Source organism: Nonomuraea sp. NPDC049141 (assembly GCF_040648415.1).
Classification (GTDB): Bacteria; Actinomycetota; Actinomycetes; order Streptosporangiales; family Streptosporangiaceae; genus Nonomuraea.
The window spans coordinates 41,154-57,328 of record NZ_JBEZDR010000009.1; the positions used below are offsets into that span (position 1 = coordinate 41,154).

At 70.8% G+C, this 16,175-nt stretch carries 13 protein-coding genes; 5 read left to right on the forward strand and 8 right to left on the reverse strand.

Translation table 11 applies throughout. The features are described from left to right. Positions 1 to 4: 4 nt before the first annotated feature. The 7 genes from AB0B91_RS26960 to AB0B91_RS26990 form a co-directional block, all read right to left on the reverse strand. A complete protein-coding gene (locus tag AB0B91_RS26960) occupies positions 5 to 1,867 on the reverse strand; it encodes an ABC transporter ATP-binding protein (RefSeq protein ID WP_358324990.1) in 1,863 nt (620 codons plus the stop codon). A 90-nt stretch (positions 1,868 to 1,957) separates the two neighbouring features. After that, a complete protein-coding gene (locus AB0B91_RS26965; protein ID WP_358324993.1) occupies positions 1,958 to 2,659 on the reverse strand; it encodes a response regulator transcription factor in 702 nt (233 codons plus the stop codon). Further along, on the reverse strand, positions 2,656 to 4,113 hold the full coding sequence (locus tag AB0B91_RS26970; protein WP_358324995.1) for a sensor histidine kinase: 1,458 nt from the start codon (positions 4,111 to 4,113) through the stop codon (positions 2,656 to 2,658). The genes AB0B91_RS26965 and AB0B91_RS26970 overlap by 4 nt, the downstream gene beginning before the upstream one ends. Before the next feature lie 29 nt (positions 4,114 to 4,142). After that, entirely contained in the window at positions 4,143 to 4,598 is a 456-nt protein-coding gene (locus tag AB0B91_RS26975) for a hypothetical protein (protein WP_358324998.1), read from the reverse strand. A gap of 45 nt (positions 4,599 to 4,643) precedes the next feature. Next, positions 4,644 to 5,654, reverse strand: a complete 1,011-nt coding sequence (locus tag AB0B91_RS26980) for a BadF/BadG/BcrA/BcrD ATPase family protein (RefSeq protein WP_358325001.1) — start codon at positions 5,652 to 5,654, stop codon at positions 4,644 to 4,646. Continuing rightward, the gene (locus AB0B91_RS26985) at positions 5,651 to 6,550 is read right to left on the reverse strand and encodes an N-acetylmuramic acid 6-phosphate etherase (protein WP_358325004.1); all 900 of its coding nucleotides are present in this window, start codon (positions 6,548 to 6,550) and stop codon (positions 5,651 to 5,653) included. The genes AB0B91_RS26980 and AB0B91_RS26985 overlap by 4 nt, the downstream gene beginning before the upstream one ends. 8 nt (positions 6,551 to 6,558) lie before the next feature. Continuing rightward, positions 6,559 to 8,715, reverse strand: coding sequence for an alpha-N-acetylglucosaminidase TIM-barrel domain-containing protein (locus tag AB0B91_RS26990; RefSeq protein WP_358325007.1), 2,157 nt, complete (start codon positions 8,713 to 8,715; stop codon positions 6,559 to 6,561). 87 nt (positions 8,716 to 8,802) lie between these two features. On the opposite strand from AB0B91_RS26990, the gene AB0B91_RS26995 reads away from it, so the two are divergent. From AB0B91_RS26995 to AB0B91_RS27010, 4 genes are read left to right on the forward strand one after another with little or no spacing between them, the layout of a single operon-like run. Continuing rightward, positions 8,803 to 10,059 (forward strand): ROK family transcriptional regulator, encoded by a 1,257-nt coding sequence (locus AB0B91_RS26995; protein WP_358325010.1) that lies wholly within the window; start codon positions 8,803 to 8,805, stop codon positions 10,057 to 10,059. 55 nt (positions 10,060 to 10,114) lie between these two features. Then, positions 10,115 to 11,443, forward strand: a complete 1,329-nt coding sequence (locus AB0B91_RS27000; protein WP_358325012.1) for an extracellular solute-binding protein — start codon at positions 10,115 to 10,117, stop codon at positions 11,441 to 11,443. Beyond that, positions 11,433 to 12,395, forward strand: a complete 963-nt coding sequence (locus AB0B91_RS27005) for a sugar ABC transporter permease (RefSeq protein WP_358325015.1) — start codon at positions 11,433 to 11,435, stop codon at positions 12,393 to 12,395. The genes AB0B91_RS27000 and AB0B91_RS27005 overlap by 11 nt, the downstream gene beginning before the upstream one ends. Positions 12,396 to 12,397: 2 nt before the next feature. Beyond that, a complete protein-coding gene (locus tag AB0B91_RS27010; RefSeq protein WP_358325017.1) occupies positions 12,398 to 13,213 on the forward strand; it encodes a carbohydrate ABC transporter permease in 816 nt (271 codons plus the stop codon). Positions 13,214 to 13,385: 172 nt separating this feature from the next. On the opposite strand, the gene AB0B91_RS27015 is transcribed toward AB0B91_RS27010, so the two are convergent. Beyond that, positions 13,386 to 14,837, reverse strand: coding sequence for an MFS transporter (locus tag AB0B91_RS27015; protein ID WP_358325020.1), 1,452 nt, complete (start codon positions 14,835 to 14,837; stop codon positions 13,386 to 13,388). A 119-nt stretch (positions 14,838 to 14,956) separates the two neighbouring features. Here AB0B91_RS27015 and AB0B91_RS27020 point away from each other — a divergent pair, with 119 nt between their 5' ends. Beyond that, positions 14,957 to 16,174, forward strand: coding sequence for a cytochrome P450 (locus AB0B91_RS27020; RefSeq protein ID WP_358325023.1), 1,218 nt, complete (start codon positions 14,957 to 14,959; stop codon positions 16,172 to 16,174). Position 16,175 lies beyond the last annotated feature (1 nt).

The following is a 16,175-nucleotide window of genomic DNA, read 5'->3' on the forward strand; positions in this document are numbered from 1 at the left end:
AATGCTATTGGTACGCGCTGGCTTGGAGGGTGTAGAGGTCGGCGTACAGGCCGTTCAAGGACATGAGGGTGGTGTGGTCGCCCTGCTCTGTCACCTTGCCGTGCTCCAGGACGTAGATGCGGTCGGCGTAGCGGACGCTGGCCAGCCGGTGGGTGATCAGCAGGACCGTGCGTCCGTCGGAGTGGCCGCGGATGCGTTCGAACAGGGCGTGTTCGGCGCGGGCGTCGAGGGCGGCCGTGGGCTCGTCGCAGATGAGCAGGGGCGCGTCGCGGTGGAAGCCGCGGGCGACCGCGATGCGCTGCCACTGGCCGCCCGACAGCTCGTGGCCGTCCTTGAAGCGCCGGTCGAGCAGGGTGCGGAAGCCGAGCGGGAGGCCGGCGACGACCTCGTCGGCGCCGGCCACCTCGGCGGCCGAATGCAGGGCGGCATCGCCTTTGTCGGTGCCCATGGTGATGTTGTAGCGGGCGGTGAGCGGCCAGCGGGTGTGGTCCTGCGCGATGACCGCGGTGCGCAGGCGGAGGTCTTCAGGGCTGACCTCTTTGAGGTTGGTCTCGTCCCAGGAGACGGTGCCGCTGTCGGGCTCGTACAGGCCGGCCAGGATCTTGGCGAGGGTGGTCTTGCCCGAGCCGTTCTCGCCGACGAAGGCGACGATCTCACCGCGTTCGACCTTGATGGACACGTCGCAGAGCGCGGGCTCGTCGGCGCCCGGGTAGGTGAAGGTCACGGCGTCGGCGACGATGCTGTGGAACGCTTCGGGGGCCGTGAGCGGGCGGGGGCCGGGGAGGCGGCGTTCGGCGTCGGCGCAGAACTCCAGGAAGTCGGTGAAGTAGAGGCCCTGCTCGTAGAGGCGGTTGGTGGCGTACATCAGGCTGCTCAGGGACTGCTGGGCGGATCTGATCGCCAGGACGGCGGTGCCCGCCACGGCGAGCGGGATCGCGGCGATGGCCAGCAGGACGCCGAGCGCGACGTAGACCAGGCCGGTGCCCAGGCCGCCGAAGGCCTCGCCCACCAGCCGCGCCGCCGTCTCCCGTCTGGCCAGCCGCAGCAGGACGTCCTGCTCGGCCTTGGCCACCGCGTCGTACATGCGCAGCAGGAAGCCGCGCATCGTGAAGGAACGCACCTCGGCGGCGGACTCGCGGTCGGCCAGCAGTTCGGCGATGATCCACTTACGGCGGCGGGCCGGGATGAGCGTGTGCATCGTCATGTAGCGCATCCGCGCGCTACGGACCGCGGCCCAGGCGTCGGGCAGCACCGCCAGCAGGAGCAGCGGCAGCAGCACCGGGTGGAGCACGCTGAGCACCCCGGCCACGGCCGTGATGCCGACCGCGGCGGTCACTACGTCGATGGCCGAAGTCACCACCCAGTCGGCCACCGCCACGCCACGGTTGTTGGCGCGTTCGAGGGCGTCGTGGAAGTCGGGGTCGTCGTAGGCGACCAGGTCGACGCGGCTGGTCAGGCCGTAGAGCCGTTCCTCGGTGAGCCGGGAGATCTGGGGGGTGAGACGGGACTGCGCCCAGCCGGCGCCCGCCTGCATGGCGGTGCGCAGCGCGGCGGCGGTGGCGACCAGGGCGAGGCTGGGCAGCGCGGCCATCACCCGGTCGGGGGTGGGCCCCTGGCTGAACAGGGCGGCGAGCACGCCGGTGGTGGCCAGCAGCCCGAACGCGGTGAACACCCCGCCGAGCAGGTTGAGCGAGATGGTGGCCAGGGTGTCGCGCGGGCTGGCTCCCCACGCCATGCGCATCGCCTGGCGCACGAGCGAGGGCAGCCGGCGGGCGATGGTCAGGAAGCTGACCTCCGCCATCTTGTCGGTGTGGGCGTGCCAGTCGGCGACGGAGATCTCGCCGAGTTCGAGAGGCTCATCAGACATACGTAGAGTGTGCGCCTGACCACTGACAGTTTCCGCTCGCTCAGGATGCGCCGGGGTGGAATGGGTTCCAGGCGTCTGTGGGGGTGGAGGTCACGGTCGTTGTCCTGGGGGGCCGGGCGTGAGCAGGCCTCGGTTGAATGCCTCGGCCACTGCGGCGGCACGGTCGCCGACACCGAGCTTGGCGTAGATGTTGAGCAGGTGGGTCTTGACCGTCGCCTCGGTGATGAACAGCCTGGCCGCGGCTTCCCGGTTGGTGGTGCCGGCCGCCACCAGTTCGAGGACCTCGAGTTCGCGCCGGCTGAGCGGGCCGGTGCTGGGGGCCCGGAACCGGCTCATCAGCCGGGCCGCCACCGATGGCGCCAGCACGGACTGACCCTGGGCCGCTGCTCGGACCGCTCGTACCAGTTCGGCGCGGGGGGCGTCCTTGAGCAGGTAGCCGGTCGCGCCCGCTTCGATCGCCGGCAGGACGTGGCTGTCGGTGTCGTAGGTGGTCAGCACCAGTACGCGTGCGGCTATGCCCTGCCTGGCCAGCTCGGTTATCGCGGTCACGCCGTCCATGCCCGGCATGCGCAGGTCCATCAGGATCACGTCGGGGGCGAGGGACTGGGCGAGCCGGACCGCCTCGGCGCCGTCGGAGGCCTCGCCGAGCACCTCGAACTCCGGGTCGCGCGCGAACATGCTGCTCAGCCCGTCCCTGACCACGGGGTGATCATCCACGATCAGCAGGCTGATCGGCGGGCCGGCCTCGTCGCGTTTGCCGCTGGTCTCCGGGGCGTTGTCGGGGCGGCTCACAGGCCGACGCCTGTCTGCGCGGCGGGGATGGCGGCAGGGGTGACGGCAGGGATGCAGGCCGAGATTCCCGTGCCGACGCCCGGTTCCGATTCGACCTGCAGCGTTCCAGACAGGGCCTCGATCCGCTGCCGCATCGCGACCAGGCCGAACCCGCCGGACTCGCCGCCGCCCGCGGACGCGTGCGGGCCGCCGTTGCCGGCAACGGCCCTGCTTGGCGGGGCAACGTCGTTTGGTGGGGCAACGTCGTTTGGTGGAGCAACGTCGTTTGGGGAGGCGATGCCGTTCGGGGAGGCGAGGCTGCCTGTGGCGAGGCCGTGGGCGGGGGCGCCGTCGCCGAGGTGGGCCGGATCGAAGCCCCTGCCGTCATCCCGTACGTCCACAGCGACCTCACGTTCCATATAGGACAGCGTCACCCCGACCCTGCGAGCCTGGGCGTGCTTGGCCACGTTGGCCAGTGCCTCCTGCGCGGTCCGCAGCAGCGCGACCTCGGCTTCCGGCGGCAGTGGCCGGGCCGTGCCGGTCGTCGTGACCTGGACCGCGACCCCGTGCAGCGCCGACCAGCGGCCCGCGACGTCGGCCAGTGCCTCGCTCAGCCGTGCCGTCCGCAGGGGCTCGGGACGCAGCGCGTGCACCGATCGCCGCGCCTCGGTCAGGCTTTCCCTGGCCAGCGTGGTCGCGGCCGTGATGTGCCGGTGCCATTCGGCCGGATCCTGCCCGGCCTGTTCGGCTGCCTGCAACTGGGTGATGATCCCGGTGAGTCCCTGCGCCAGGGTGTCGTGGATCTCCCGCGCCATCCGCTGCCGCTCGTCCAGCACCCCGGCCTCCCTCGCCTGGGCCAGTAGCCGTTCGTGCAGGCCCGCGTTCTCCGCCAGCGTCGCCTCAAGCCGCAGGTTGGCCTCGCCCAGCTCTTCCAGGGCCCGCAGGCGCTGCTCGTTCCGCTGGGCGACCCGCTCGGCGAACCAGGCGAAACCACACATGGGGAGTACATTCGCCGCCACGACGGCCAGGCAGGTCATCAGGCCGTCGAGAGTGGTCTTGTCCACGTCGTACGCCTGCGCGATGCCCGCCACGATCGCCACCCCGGCGACGCCGGACAGCCGCCACGGCCACCGCAGGAGCCTGAACGCGTAGACGTACCCGGCGGGCGTGAAGAACCCGAACCAAGGATCCCTGACCACCAGAACCACCATGATCGCGAGCAGCACGGCGACGAACACCGCCATCACCGCCGGCCGGTCCCGCCAGGCGGGACGCAGGGTGAACAGACACAGCATCCACACCGCGGCAAGTGCGCACAGGACCAGGTCGAAGAGCAGGGAGCCGCCCGCCGAGCGCTTGTTGATCACCGTGACGACGACCAGGAGCGCCAGCAACGCGTACGGCATGCCGGTGATGACCGGACGCCCTCGGTGCTCTCGCGCATCCCCCCAGAAGCGAGGCATCGGACTGCTCATCTCTGACGCCTCCTCCCCGCGAAGACAATCTAGCCGCGCCTGGCGGCGAACAACGAGCGAAGGTGCCCGCCGTTGACGATCAGGACGACGCCGAGCAGGAGGAGCCCGCAGACCCCCTGTTCGATCCTCATCCACATCGGCAGGAAGCCGGGGATGGAGATGAGGATCGCGATGGCCACCATCATGACGGCTGAGGTGATCCGCAGCCGGAGGTACGCCCGGCGACGGCCCCGGGCCGTGCCGGCCACGAAGGCGAACGTCACCGCCGAGGCGCCGATGACGATCACGCCGCGGACCCAGACCGTGTCGTTCACCATCGCGGGGTCGTCGCGCAGCGCGTAGGCGGCCACGAGGGTGAGCACGCTCAGGGCGAAGTAGCAGCCGACGAGGACCTTCATGCGGCGGAACGCCGTCCGGCTGAGCGGATGGTTCAGGTCCTCATCGGCTGTCGCGCGCGGGGGCGGGGAGTTCGTGGGATGGCGCATGCCCTCAGCGTCGCAACGCCACGCCCGCGCGCGCATCGACCGGTCTCATGAGTCGACGGCTGAACCGGCCGATCGGCCGGATGACTGAGCCGATCCACCGATCGGTTGAGCCTCTTCGGTGAAGACGTAGACATAGGGGTGGTGTGACGGCACCGATCCGTCGGCGGCGGCTCGGGCCAGGGCGAGCGCGCCGTCGGCGGAGGTTCCTCGCGGTGGCCGGAAGCGAGCGCCGGGGAGCAGCGCGCGGACCGTGTTCTGGAAGGGCTCCATCAGCAGGTCCGCGGCGTCGAAGAGCCGGCCGCCCCAGGAGAAGACCGGTTCGAGTCCGGCCGCGGCGGCCACCGCGGTCTGGCCGAGCTGCCGGCCGGCCTCGGTCCAGATCTGCCGGGCCACCGGGTCCCCGTCGCGGGCCGCCTCGCCGACGTACGGCGCGAACGAGGCGAAGTGGTGGGCCGCCGACCCTGACGCGTAGACCAGCGTCACCAGCTCCGAGGGGTGCCCGAAGCGGGCCGTCAGGTGCCCGAGGAGAGCGGCCGACCCGCCGACTCGGCCGTCATGCGCGCGCAGCGCCGCGTGCAGGCCTCGCATCCCGATCCAGGCGCCGCCGCCGTGGTCGCCGAGCAGGTACCCCCACCCGTCGGACTGGTTCCAGACGCCGTCCAGGTCGGTGCCGAGTGTGATGACGCCGGTGCCCGCGGCGACCACGACTCCGGGCTGGAAGTCGAGCGCGCCGACGTGCGTGGTCACCATGTCACCGGTGACCACGAGCGCGCCCAGGCCGAACCGCTCGCGCAGCGCGTGCCAGAGCGTGCTCGGGTCCCGGACCAGGCCGGGCAGCCCGGTCGTGCCGATCGCCATGCCGGCGAACCGGTCGATCTTCAGGTCGCCTACGGCGTCCTCGATGACCCGGGTGATCCGGGCCGCGAGCCGATCGAGGTCGACCCTGCCCTCCGCACGCGGTACCGGAGACGCCTCGTCCCCGGCCGCGCTCGACCCGCCGGCCTCGATCCGCACTCTGATCCCGCCACCGCCGACGTCGACGCCCGCGAAGCTCATCTGGCGCCCGCCACCGCGGCGACGGCCGCCCGGACGCCCGGGTGCTGCTCCAGCGCGGACCGCGCCTGTTCGGGGGAGCAGCCGGTGAGCAGCCGTACGAGCGCCTCCGGGATGTTCCCGCCCGTGTCGGTCAGGACCGCGCGGCAGCTCGCCTCCTCCTCGCCCGTCGCCTCGACGAGCAACCGCACCGCGCGCTCGCCGAGCTTGCCGTTGGTGGCGACCAGCCCGACCATGAGGTTCCCGTACGTCCGGCCGGCCTTGATCATGAGAGCCGTCGAGAACGCGTTGAGGATCACCTTCGTCGCCGTGCCCGCCTTGAGCCGGGTGGAGCCGGTCAGCGCCTCCGGCCCGGTGGCGGCGACGACGGTGATCTCGGCCAGCTCGCGGAGCGGGGCATCCGGGTCGCAGGTGACCAGCACCGTGAGAGCGCCGGCGGCCCGGGCCACGCGAAGCGCGCCGGCCACGTACGGAGTCGATCCGGACGCCGTGATCCCGATCGCCACGCCGGTCTCGTCGAGGACCTCGGCGTCGGTGGCGCCCAGCGCCTCGGAGTCCTCGCGGTCGACGGAGGAGTCGGCGACGGCGGCGGGCCCACCGGCGAAGTGGGCGGTGAACAGCTCACGCGCCACCCCGAAGGTCGGGGTGATCTCGGTGGCGTCCAGCACCGCCAGCCGGCCCGACGCGCCGGCGCCGAAGTAGTGCACCGTTCCGCCCCGGCTGAGACGGAGATGTGCTTCGTCCACCGCCCGGGCGAGCGGGTCGATGGCCGCGCCGACGGCCTCGACCGCGCGGGCGTCCTCCTGCTGGATCAGCCGGAGGACCTCGCGGGACTCCAGGGTGTCAATGTCGGCGGTGCGGGGATTCCGGCGCTCGGTCGGCGGTACCACCTGGGGCATCGTTCTCCTCATCGATCGTTGTCCGAAGGCTGGGTCGCGTAGGCGGTGAACAGCCGGCGTGACTCCGTGGCGAGGTCGCCCAGATCCGCCGGCGCGGGCGCCGGCCCTTCCCGCAGGAAGGCCTCGGCCCGTTCACGGAGCTGTTCCTGGAGATCCGCCTCGGGAGCGGCGCCGGGCGTGGCGAGCGCGCGGTCGAGGCCACGCGCCCACAACTCCCAGCGGTCGCGGTAGTAGCCGCCGACGAGCCCGCTCCAATGGCGCCCCGCGTAGTCGTCGAGCAGGGGGCTGTCCGTGGTGCCCCACACCGTGATGATGCGGCGGGCGTTGTCCAGCAGGACGTCGCGGTCGGCCGGGTCGGCGGCCCACGACAGCGCTTTGGACTCCCAGTGCTGGAAGGTGTACTCGGGCCGGGCGGCCAGCATCCGGTCGAGGTCTTCGAAGACGCGCAGGAACCTGGCGATCTCCGGCAGGCCGGGCGTGCAGCGCGACACCGACCGCTCCACGGCGTCGAGGTAGTAGCGGTCGGCGACCCTGGCCATGAACGCGATCCCCACCTCGGCGAGATCGTGCCCCAGTGGACCGTTCGCCAGGTCGCGGTCGTGCTCGGCCACCTCGATCAGCCGCTCCCAGGCCTCCGCCAGCACGGCCGGCTCGTACCAGAGGGCCTGGGTGACATCCGCGCGTGCCTGCGCCATCCCCGTATAGGAGGGTTTGGCGGTCAGGATGCCGTTGAACTGCGCGGGGTAGATCCGCCGGCCCCGGGGGTCGTAGACGGTGTTCAGGAGCCCGTGCCAGGCGGTCCGCAGTGCGGCCGTGTCCCTGCCGTAACGCTGGGTCACGAAGGCGTCGAGCCAGGCGTCCAGGTCGGGGACCTGGTTCCAGATCTGGTCGGCCACGAGCTCGAAGAAGACCGGGTTGTTGCGGGTGGCCTCCATGGACAGGCCGAGGCCGGCGGGCGGGTTCGGCGCCGCCAGGGCGGTGTCGATCGAGGCCGGGACGCCGCGCAGGTCGGCGACCGGATCGGTGCGGCCGCCGAAGTTGAGCAGCGCGCACCAGAGCCAGGGCTTGCCGGCGAACTGCTCGAAGCGCTCCCACAGCGGGTCGTACTCCGCCCACAGGTCCGCGACGAGCATCCGGTCATCCGGAATCGCGTCGAGAAAGGCGGTGACGCGGTCGTCGGTCCAGAACTCCCGCTGGTAGGAGAACGGCCAGGCCTGCATGACCCAGACCGCGTCCGGATCGGCGGCCCGCAGACCGGCCAGCGTCGCCGCCGCCACGGCTCCGGGGAAGGCCGGGTCGGCGTCGACCGGGATCATCTCGATGAACGGATCGGCGGCGTAGCGGTGATCGGTGCCGAAGAACTTGATCTGGGTACGGGTGATCTCGGCGCTCAGCCGCTCGTAGAGCGGGTCGGCCGGGTCCAGGACCCAGGTCTCGAAGCCCTGCCAGTCGCGGCGACTGGCCCGCGACGACGCGGCGATCTCGGGCGGGACGTGCCCGGTGAACGCCGGAAGGATGGGCGTCATGCCGAAGGCACGCTCGCGGTCGAGGACGCGCGCCCCGAGCTCGCGATGGCGCTCGATCCAGGACGCGGACAGCGGACCGGCGAAGCCGTCCAGGCAGCCCATGAACTGGAACGGCAGGTAGCCTGGGCCGCCCAGAAAGCCGCGGATGGTCTGGTCGTCGAGATCGAGGAGGGAGTAGGCGGCATGCAGCACGGCCTCGTGGCCGGTGATGGCGAGCGGCATGGTGATGCCGTGAAGGGCCATCCAGTCGATCTCGCGCTCCCAGTCGGCCCAGTCCCAGTAGGGCATCGTGTAGCTGAACGTGCAGAAGTTGAAGTAGTAGCCGTCCTGGACCCGGGCCGAGCCCCGCCGGGGCGGGCTGTCCGCGAGAGACGTCAGCCCCAGCGGCAGCACGGTGTCCCAGCCAACGGACAGACCGCAACGTCCCCGCAGATAGTGCTGCAGGCCGACGGACGCGCTCACGCCGTCCGTCGCGGCGACGGTGAGCGCGCCGTCCCTCGCCTCGTACTCGTAGCCGCGCCCCGCGCCGTCGCGCGTGACGAACCGGATCGACTCGGCCACCGGTCCGAGAACGCGATGAGCCAGGCCGCGGACGGTGTCCGCCCACAGTGGTGCCTGCTCGGGATCACCGGATGACATCGCAGGTCACGCCCCTCGACGAATTAGTTCCGTACGGTCCATAATTATTATGCTAGCGTACCGGCAAGTCGACACCAGGGAGAGGTCATGGAGCAGGTGGTCGCGGTTGGCACGCAGTTCATGCGAGAGGTCAACGCCGGCGCCATCCTGCGGCGGCTGCGGACCGAGACGAGCATGAGCGTGTCCGCGTTGGCCAAGGCGGTGGGGCTGTCCCGGCAGGCGGTCACCCGCTCGCTCAACGCGCTGGCCGCGGAGGGCCTCGTCGAGTTCGGCTCCCTTGATCGCGACTCCAGCAGGGCGGGACGGCCCGCGCAGCTCGTGCGGTTCCGGGCGGAGGCCGGCTACGTGCTCGGCCTGTCGATCAGCCCGCAGGACCTGCGGATGGCGGTGTCCGACCTAGCCGGTACGGTCATCGCGACCGACGCGGTGCAGCTCGGCGGCGAGCAGGTGGTTTCGAGCGGCGAGCAGGTGGTGGAGACACTCCTGTCCACGGTGGCCCGCACGCTCGACTCGGCGGGCATCACGACCGGCGACCTCTGGTTCGCCTCGGTGGGCACCCCCGGCATCGTCGACCCGGCGACCGGGATCATCAGGCTCATCCCGAGCATGCCCGGCCTGACCGGCGACATCCTCCACCGCCGGATGAAAGACGCTCTCGGCTGCCCGATCTACCTGGACAACGACGTCAAGCTGGCCACCCAGGGCGAGCGCTGGCGCGGCGCGGAGCGGCGCGAGGACTCGCTGGTGATGGTCCACTGGGGCGAACGCGTCGGCGCCGGGATCGTGCTGAACGGCGAGCTCTACCGCGGCGCCTCCAACGACGCCGGCGACGTCGGCTTCCTGGACCTGTTCGCGGAAGCCCCGCCCGAGCCCCGCCATCCGCACGGCCTCGGCCCGTTCGAGAGCTGGGTGGGCGGCGAGGAGATCGTCCGCCTGGCGACGGCGGCGGCCGGACGCGACGGCGACGACGCCTTCCTGGCCCGGATCGAGGCGGCGGGGGAGCGGGCGTTCGACGCGGTGCTGGACGCCGTCGTCGACGGCACGCCGTCCGCCCTGGACATGATCGACGTGGTCGCCCGCCGCTTCGCCAAAGGCGTCGCCGCGATCCGGGCGATCCTCGATCCACGGCTCGTGGTCATCGGCGGGCCCCTGGCCAGATGCGGCGAGACGCTGCTGGCCGCGGTCCGGCGGCACCTGTCCGACCAGCCTCTGGACCAACCGGCCCTGGAGGTCTCGACGCTCCGGGACGACGCCGTCGTCCACGGGGCCCTGCTTCACTCGCTGGACGAGCTCGAGCGCACCAGGTTCGACCTGGTGCGCAGCGGCCGTCAGGAGACCAGTTGAAGACCCCCCGGATATCGGCGACGCGGATATCAGAGATAGGCGAAAGGTCATGCACATGACAACACCAGGTCGGTGGCAGGCGCTCGTGGCGCTCGGCACCGCGGCGACACTCACCCTGACGGCCTGCGCGGGCACCGGCGGCACGAGCGCCCCGGCCACCACGAAGAAGGTCGACGTCTCGACGACCGTCCCCAGCGACCCGGTCACGCTGACCCTGGCCTACAGCAACGATCCGCCCACCAAGACGCTGGTGGACGCCTTCACCAAGCTCCATCCGAACGTCACCATCAAGCCCCAGATGACGCCGTTCAACGACTACGTCAAGTCGATCAAGCTGTCGATGTCGTCGGACTCGGCGCCGGACATCGCGCAGTACAACCCCGGCGCGATGAACTCCCTGGTGCCGGCGGGGCTGATTCTGGACCTGGGCCCGTGGGCCAAGGCCTACGGCTGGGACGGCAAGTTCCCGCCCGCCAGCCTGGAGGTGCTCAGCTCGGACAAGGCGGCCAAGCGGTTCGGCACCGGCGGTCTGTACGCCGCGCCCGGCGCGCTGTCGGTGGTGGGCGTCTACTACAACAAGGAGATCCTGTCCAAGGCGGGTGTCGCGGACGTGCCGAAGACGCTCGGCGAGTTCGAGGCCGCGCTGGCGAAGGTGAAGGGCGCCGGGCAGACTCCGCTGAGCCTCGGCGCGCTGCAGGTGGGCGGGTTCCACCTGTGGAACGCGCTGCTCAACGTCACCGGTGACGTGAAGGCCTACCGGTCCTGGGTGTACGGCGAGCCGGGCGGCACGATCGAGAATCCGGGCGCGCAGAAGGCCACCAAGCTGCTGATGGACTGGGCGGACAAGGGATACTTCCCCGCCTCGGCGAACGCCACGGCCGACGCCGACGCGCTGGCGAACTTCTCCAAGGGCAAGAGCGCGTTCCTGGTGACCGGAAACTGGGCCGCCTCGACGCTGGAGACCGAGATGAAGGACAACGTCGGCTTCTTCCTCATGCCCTCGGAGTCGACCACGCCGCTGAACGTCGCCTCAGGGGCGAGCGTGGCGTACGCCATCTCGGCCAAGTCGAAGAACCCGAACGTCGCCGCGGCGTTCCTGGACTTCCTGAGCTCGCCGGAGGCGGCGAAGATCGAGTTCGACGGCGGGTTCATGCCGGTCGACACCAAGGCCGAGCTGGGCGCGACGGGCCTGCGCGGCGACATCGCCAAGGCCTTCACGCCGGTGGCGCAGAACAACGGGATCGTCCCGTTCCCCGACTACGCCTCTCCCGGCATGATCGACAAGCTGACCCCCGGTGTCCAGGGGCTCATCAGCAAGAAGATGACCGCTGACGACTTCCTGCGCTCCTTGCAGGAGTCGTGGGACGGACACCATGGCTCGTGATCTGAGCACGTCCATCTCCCCGCCGCGGGCCACCCCGGCCCGCGGCGGGGAGCCGGTGGCCGGCAGTAAGCGCGTCCACCGCCCGCACGGGCGCGGCGGACGGGCGCGCGGCTGGCTCTACGTGTTTCCCGCGCTCGCCGTCTATCTGGGGTTCGCCATCTGGCCGGCGCTGAACACGCTGCGCCTGTCCTTCCTGACCTGGGACGGCATCCTGCCGGCGACCTCGGCGGGTCTGGACAACTACATCAAGATTTTTCGGGATTCGGCGCTGTACGAGGCCATTCTGCACAGCCTCGTGCTGATCGTCTTCTTCTCGTTCATCCCCATCTGCGTCGGGCTGTTCATGACCGCCCTGCTGATGGGCAAGGTGCGGCGCGGGATGACGTTCTTCCGGATCGTCTTCTTCCTGCCCCAGGTGCTGCCGCTGGTGGCCGTCGGCATCACCTGGCGCTGGCTCTACAGCGACACCGGCGTGGTCAACCAGGTCCTCGACCTGGTGGGGCTGGGCGGGATCACCCGGGCCTGGCTGGGCGACTACCAGCTGGCGCTGGTCGCGCTCGGGTTCATCGGGACCTGGGCGATGAGCGGGCTGTGCATGATGCTCTTCCTGGCCGGCGCGCAGAAGATCGACCCGTCCCTGTACGAGGCCGCCACCCTCGACGGCGCGAACTCGTGGCGGCAGTTCCTCCACGTCACCCTGCCCGGGGTGCGCAAGGAGATCACGATCGCGGGTGTCATCACCACGATCGCCGCGCTGGCCAGCTTCGACCTCGTCTTCACCACGACGAACGGCGGCCCGGCGGGACAGACCAACGTGCCCGCCCTGCTGGTCTACCGGCTGGCCTTCAACGAGGGCGACATCGGCGGCGCGAGCGCGCTGGCGGTCGTGCTGACCGTGCTGGTGATCGCCGTCGTCAGCGCCATCCGATACTTCACCAGGGATGAGAGTTGAGCATGCGCGGCGGAGTCAGCATCCGGTACGGCGTACTTGTCCTCTTGGCGGTCATGGTGCTGCTGCCCTTCGCCGGCATCATCCTGGCCGCCCTGCATCCGCCGGGCGCGCAGCTCAACGGGCTGAGCATCCCTGAGCGGTGGTCGTGGGAGACCTTGGCGCTGGCCTGGGAGCGGGGCAACTTCACCGCCCTCATGCGGTCGAGCGTACTGATCTCGGTGTGCGTGGTGCCGCTCGCGCTGGTGCTGGCCACGCTGGCCGGATACGGGCTGACGGTGCTCAAGGTCTGGGGCCACAAGACGGTGACGGCCGGCTTCGTGCTGGGACTCACGCTGCCGATCGAGCTCATCGTGGTGGCGCTCTACTTCAACCTGCGCGAGGTCGGCCTCACCAACTCCTACCTTGGCATCATCCTCGCCGAGGTGGCGCTGTTCATGCCGTTCGGCGTCTACTGGATGCGCTCGCACTTCTCCAACATCCCCGAGGAGCTCGTCGAGGCCGCCCGCATCGACGGCGCCAGGGACATCGTCGTGCTGGCGCGGGTGCTGCTGCCGATCTCGTGGCCGGCGATCACCACCTTGTCGGTCCTGTACTTCATGTGGTCGTGGAACCAGTTCCTGCTGGTGCTGGTCATGATGCAGGACCCGGAGCGGCGCACCGCCCCGGGTGGTCTGGGACTCTTCGTGGGGCAGTACTCGACCGACATCCCGTTGCTGTCGGCGGCCGGCCTGATCGTCATCACGCCGATCGTGGTCGTCTACCTCATCTTCCAGCGCAGCTTCGTCAACGGCATCACCCAGGGCGCGATCAAGGGTTAGCCTCCCCGCCGTACTTCGGCTGGGGTCCTTCTGAAGAGTGGGGGAGGCGATGGCCGGGGTCCTTCTGGGGAGGGGGCGGTGATCGCTCGGGTCTTTCCGGGAGCGGGAGTGGCGATCGCTCGCGGTGCCGGTGACGAAGCGGTACGTGCGGAAACGTGGCCGGTGGCGGTGATCAGACCCGCGCGGCGGCGGGTCGCGTGGCCGGGGTGGCCGAAGCCGGGCGCCGGCCGGGGAGGAAGGCCGCGAAGGCGAGGGCGACCAGCGCGGCGCCCGCGCCGATGGCCATGACCAGGCGGAAGCCGTTCTGGGACGGGAGGGTGGCGGAGCCGAGCGTGATGGTCATCTGGGCCAGGACGACGCCGGAGACCGCGCTGGAGATCGAGGTGCCGATGGCCCGCATCAGCGTGTTGAGGCTGTTGGCGGCGGCCGTCTCCGACACGGGTACGGCCCCCATGACGAGCGCGGGCATGGCGCCGTACGCGAGTCCGATCCCGGCCCCGATCACCGCGGAGACGAGCACCAGGTGCCAGATGGCGGACATCAGCGCGATGCTCAGGCCGTAGCCGGCGGCGACCACGAGCGCGCCGCACATCAAGGTCACCTTGGGGCCCCTGGCCTTCGAGATCCGCGCGGACAGCGGGGCCATGGCCATCATCACCAGGCCGGAGGGGCCCATCACCAGGCCGACGGTCAGCATCGACTCGCCCAGCCCGTAGCCGGTGGCCTTCGGGATCTGCAGGAGTTGCGGGAGCACCAGGGACATCGCGAACATCGCGAAGCCGAACACGGCGGAGGCGAGGTTGGTGAGCAGCACCTGACGGCGCGCGGTGGTGCGCAGGTCCACCAGCGGCTGCCTGGTACGCAGCTCCCACCAGCCCCACAGCGCCAGCACGACGACCGCCGCGCCGAACAGGCCGATGGTTCGTGCGCTGGTCCAGCCCCAGCCGGCCCCCTGGGAGATCGCCAGCAGCAGGCACACCAGCGCGATCGACAGCCCCGCCGCGCCCACCAGGTCGAAGCGGCCTCCGGTACGCACGCTGGATTCCGGCACGAGGGTGAGCACGAGCACGGTGGCGAGCGCGCCGAGGGCCGCCGCCGTCCAGAACAGCACGTGCCAGTCGGTGCGTTCGGCCAGGAAGGCGGCCGCGGGCAGGCCGAGCGCGCCGCCCACGCCCAGCGAGGCGCTCATCAGCGCGGTCGCCGAGCCGAGGCGCTCGGCGGGGAGCTCGTCGCGCATGATGCTGATGCCGAGCGGAATGACACCGGCGGCCAGACCCTGCAGCGTCCGTCCGGCGACCATGGGCGTCAACGTGTCGGCCAGAGCGCAGACGGCCGAGCCGGTCACCAGTAGAACCAGGCTGATCAGCAGCATGCGCCGCTTGCCGTACATGTCTCCCAGCCGGCCCACCGTCGGCGTCGCGACGGCGCCGGCGAGCAGCGTGGCGGTGATCGCCCAGGCCGTGTCGGCGGCCGGGGCGCTCAGGAGCCGCGGGAGCTGGGGGATCAGCGGGATCACCAGGGTCTGCATCAGCGAGACCACGATCCCGGCGAGGGCGAGCACCACCACGACGGTATTCGCCTGTGGCGGCCCGGATGGCCGGGCGTGAGCGGGCACAGCGGACATGGGGAAGCCTCCATCAAAAGGGGTTGGGGATGACTCGACAGGACTTAAATCAGTCGCTTGACTTAATCTAACAGTACGGGTTTACTGACCACGAACTGACCGTCGGTTCGGAGGAGGCCGTGGTGAGCCAAGGCGAGCAAGTCCTGACCTATCCGATTCCCAGTGACGCGGCCCTGGAGCCGCCGGTGGAATGGGCGCAGCTCCAGCAGAAGTGCCCCGTGGCGCGGGTGACGCTGCCCAGCGGCGACGAGGCGTCCCTGGTCACGCGCTACGAGGACGTCAAGCGGGTGCTGTCCGACCCGCGGTTCACCCGGCCGACGCACATGGACGACGCGGCCCGGATCGCGGACAACGAGTCGGGTGGCGTCTTCAACAGCGAGATGGCGACGGCGATCCCGCAGTCCGGTGAGGCGCACCAGCGCTGGCGGCGGATGATCAGCAAGTGGTTCACCGTCAAGCGCATGGCCGCGCTGCGGCCGGGGATGGAGGCGATGGCCGAGCGGCTCATCGACGACATGCTGGAGCGGGGTCAGCCGGCGGATCTCAAGGCGAGCCTGGGCTTCCCGCTGCCGGTGTGGGTGATCTGCGATCTGCTCGGGGTCCCGGACGCGGACCGCGACCGGTTCGCGTACTGGTCCGACACGCTGCTCAACCTGACCCGCTACACGCAGGCGCAGATCGACACGGCGCAGGCCGAGTTCGTCCAGTACATGGCCGCCCACATCATCGCCAAGCGCGCCGAACCGGGCCAGGACCTGCTCAGCGAGCTCATCACGAACACCGACGCCGACGGTGGGCGGCTGTCCGACGCGACCCTCGTGGCCACCGGCATGGGCCTGCTGGTCGCCGGGCACGAGACCACGGCGAACATGATCGGCAAGATGGTGGCGATGCTGCTGGCCGACCGGCGCCGCTGGGAGCTCCTGCTGGCGGACCGGTCGCTCGTGCGCACCGCGGTGGAAGAGGCGCTGCGGTTCGACGCCAACGCGGGGTTCGGCATGCCGCGCTACCTCGGTGAGGACCTGGAGGTGGCCGGGGCCGTGCTGCCGGGCGGGACGACCGTGGTGTGCAGCATGGCCGCGGCCAACCGCGACGAGAGCGCGTTCGACGGCGCCGGCGACATGGACCTCGGCCGCAGCCCGAACCTCCACCTGGCCTTCGGCGCCGGGGCGCACTCGTGCCTGGGCCAGGCGCTGGCCCGCACCGAGTTGCAGGCGGTGCTCGAGGTGCTGCTGCGCCGGCTCCCCTCCCTGGAACTCGCCGTCCCGGTGGCGGACCTGCAACGGGTCGAAGGACTCGCCGTCGGCGGGTTGCGCGAAGTCCCGGTGCGGTGGTGAC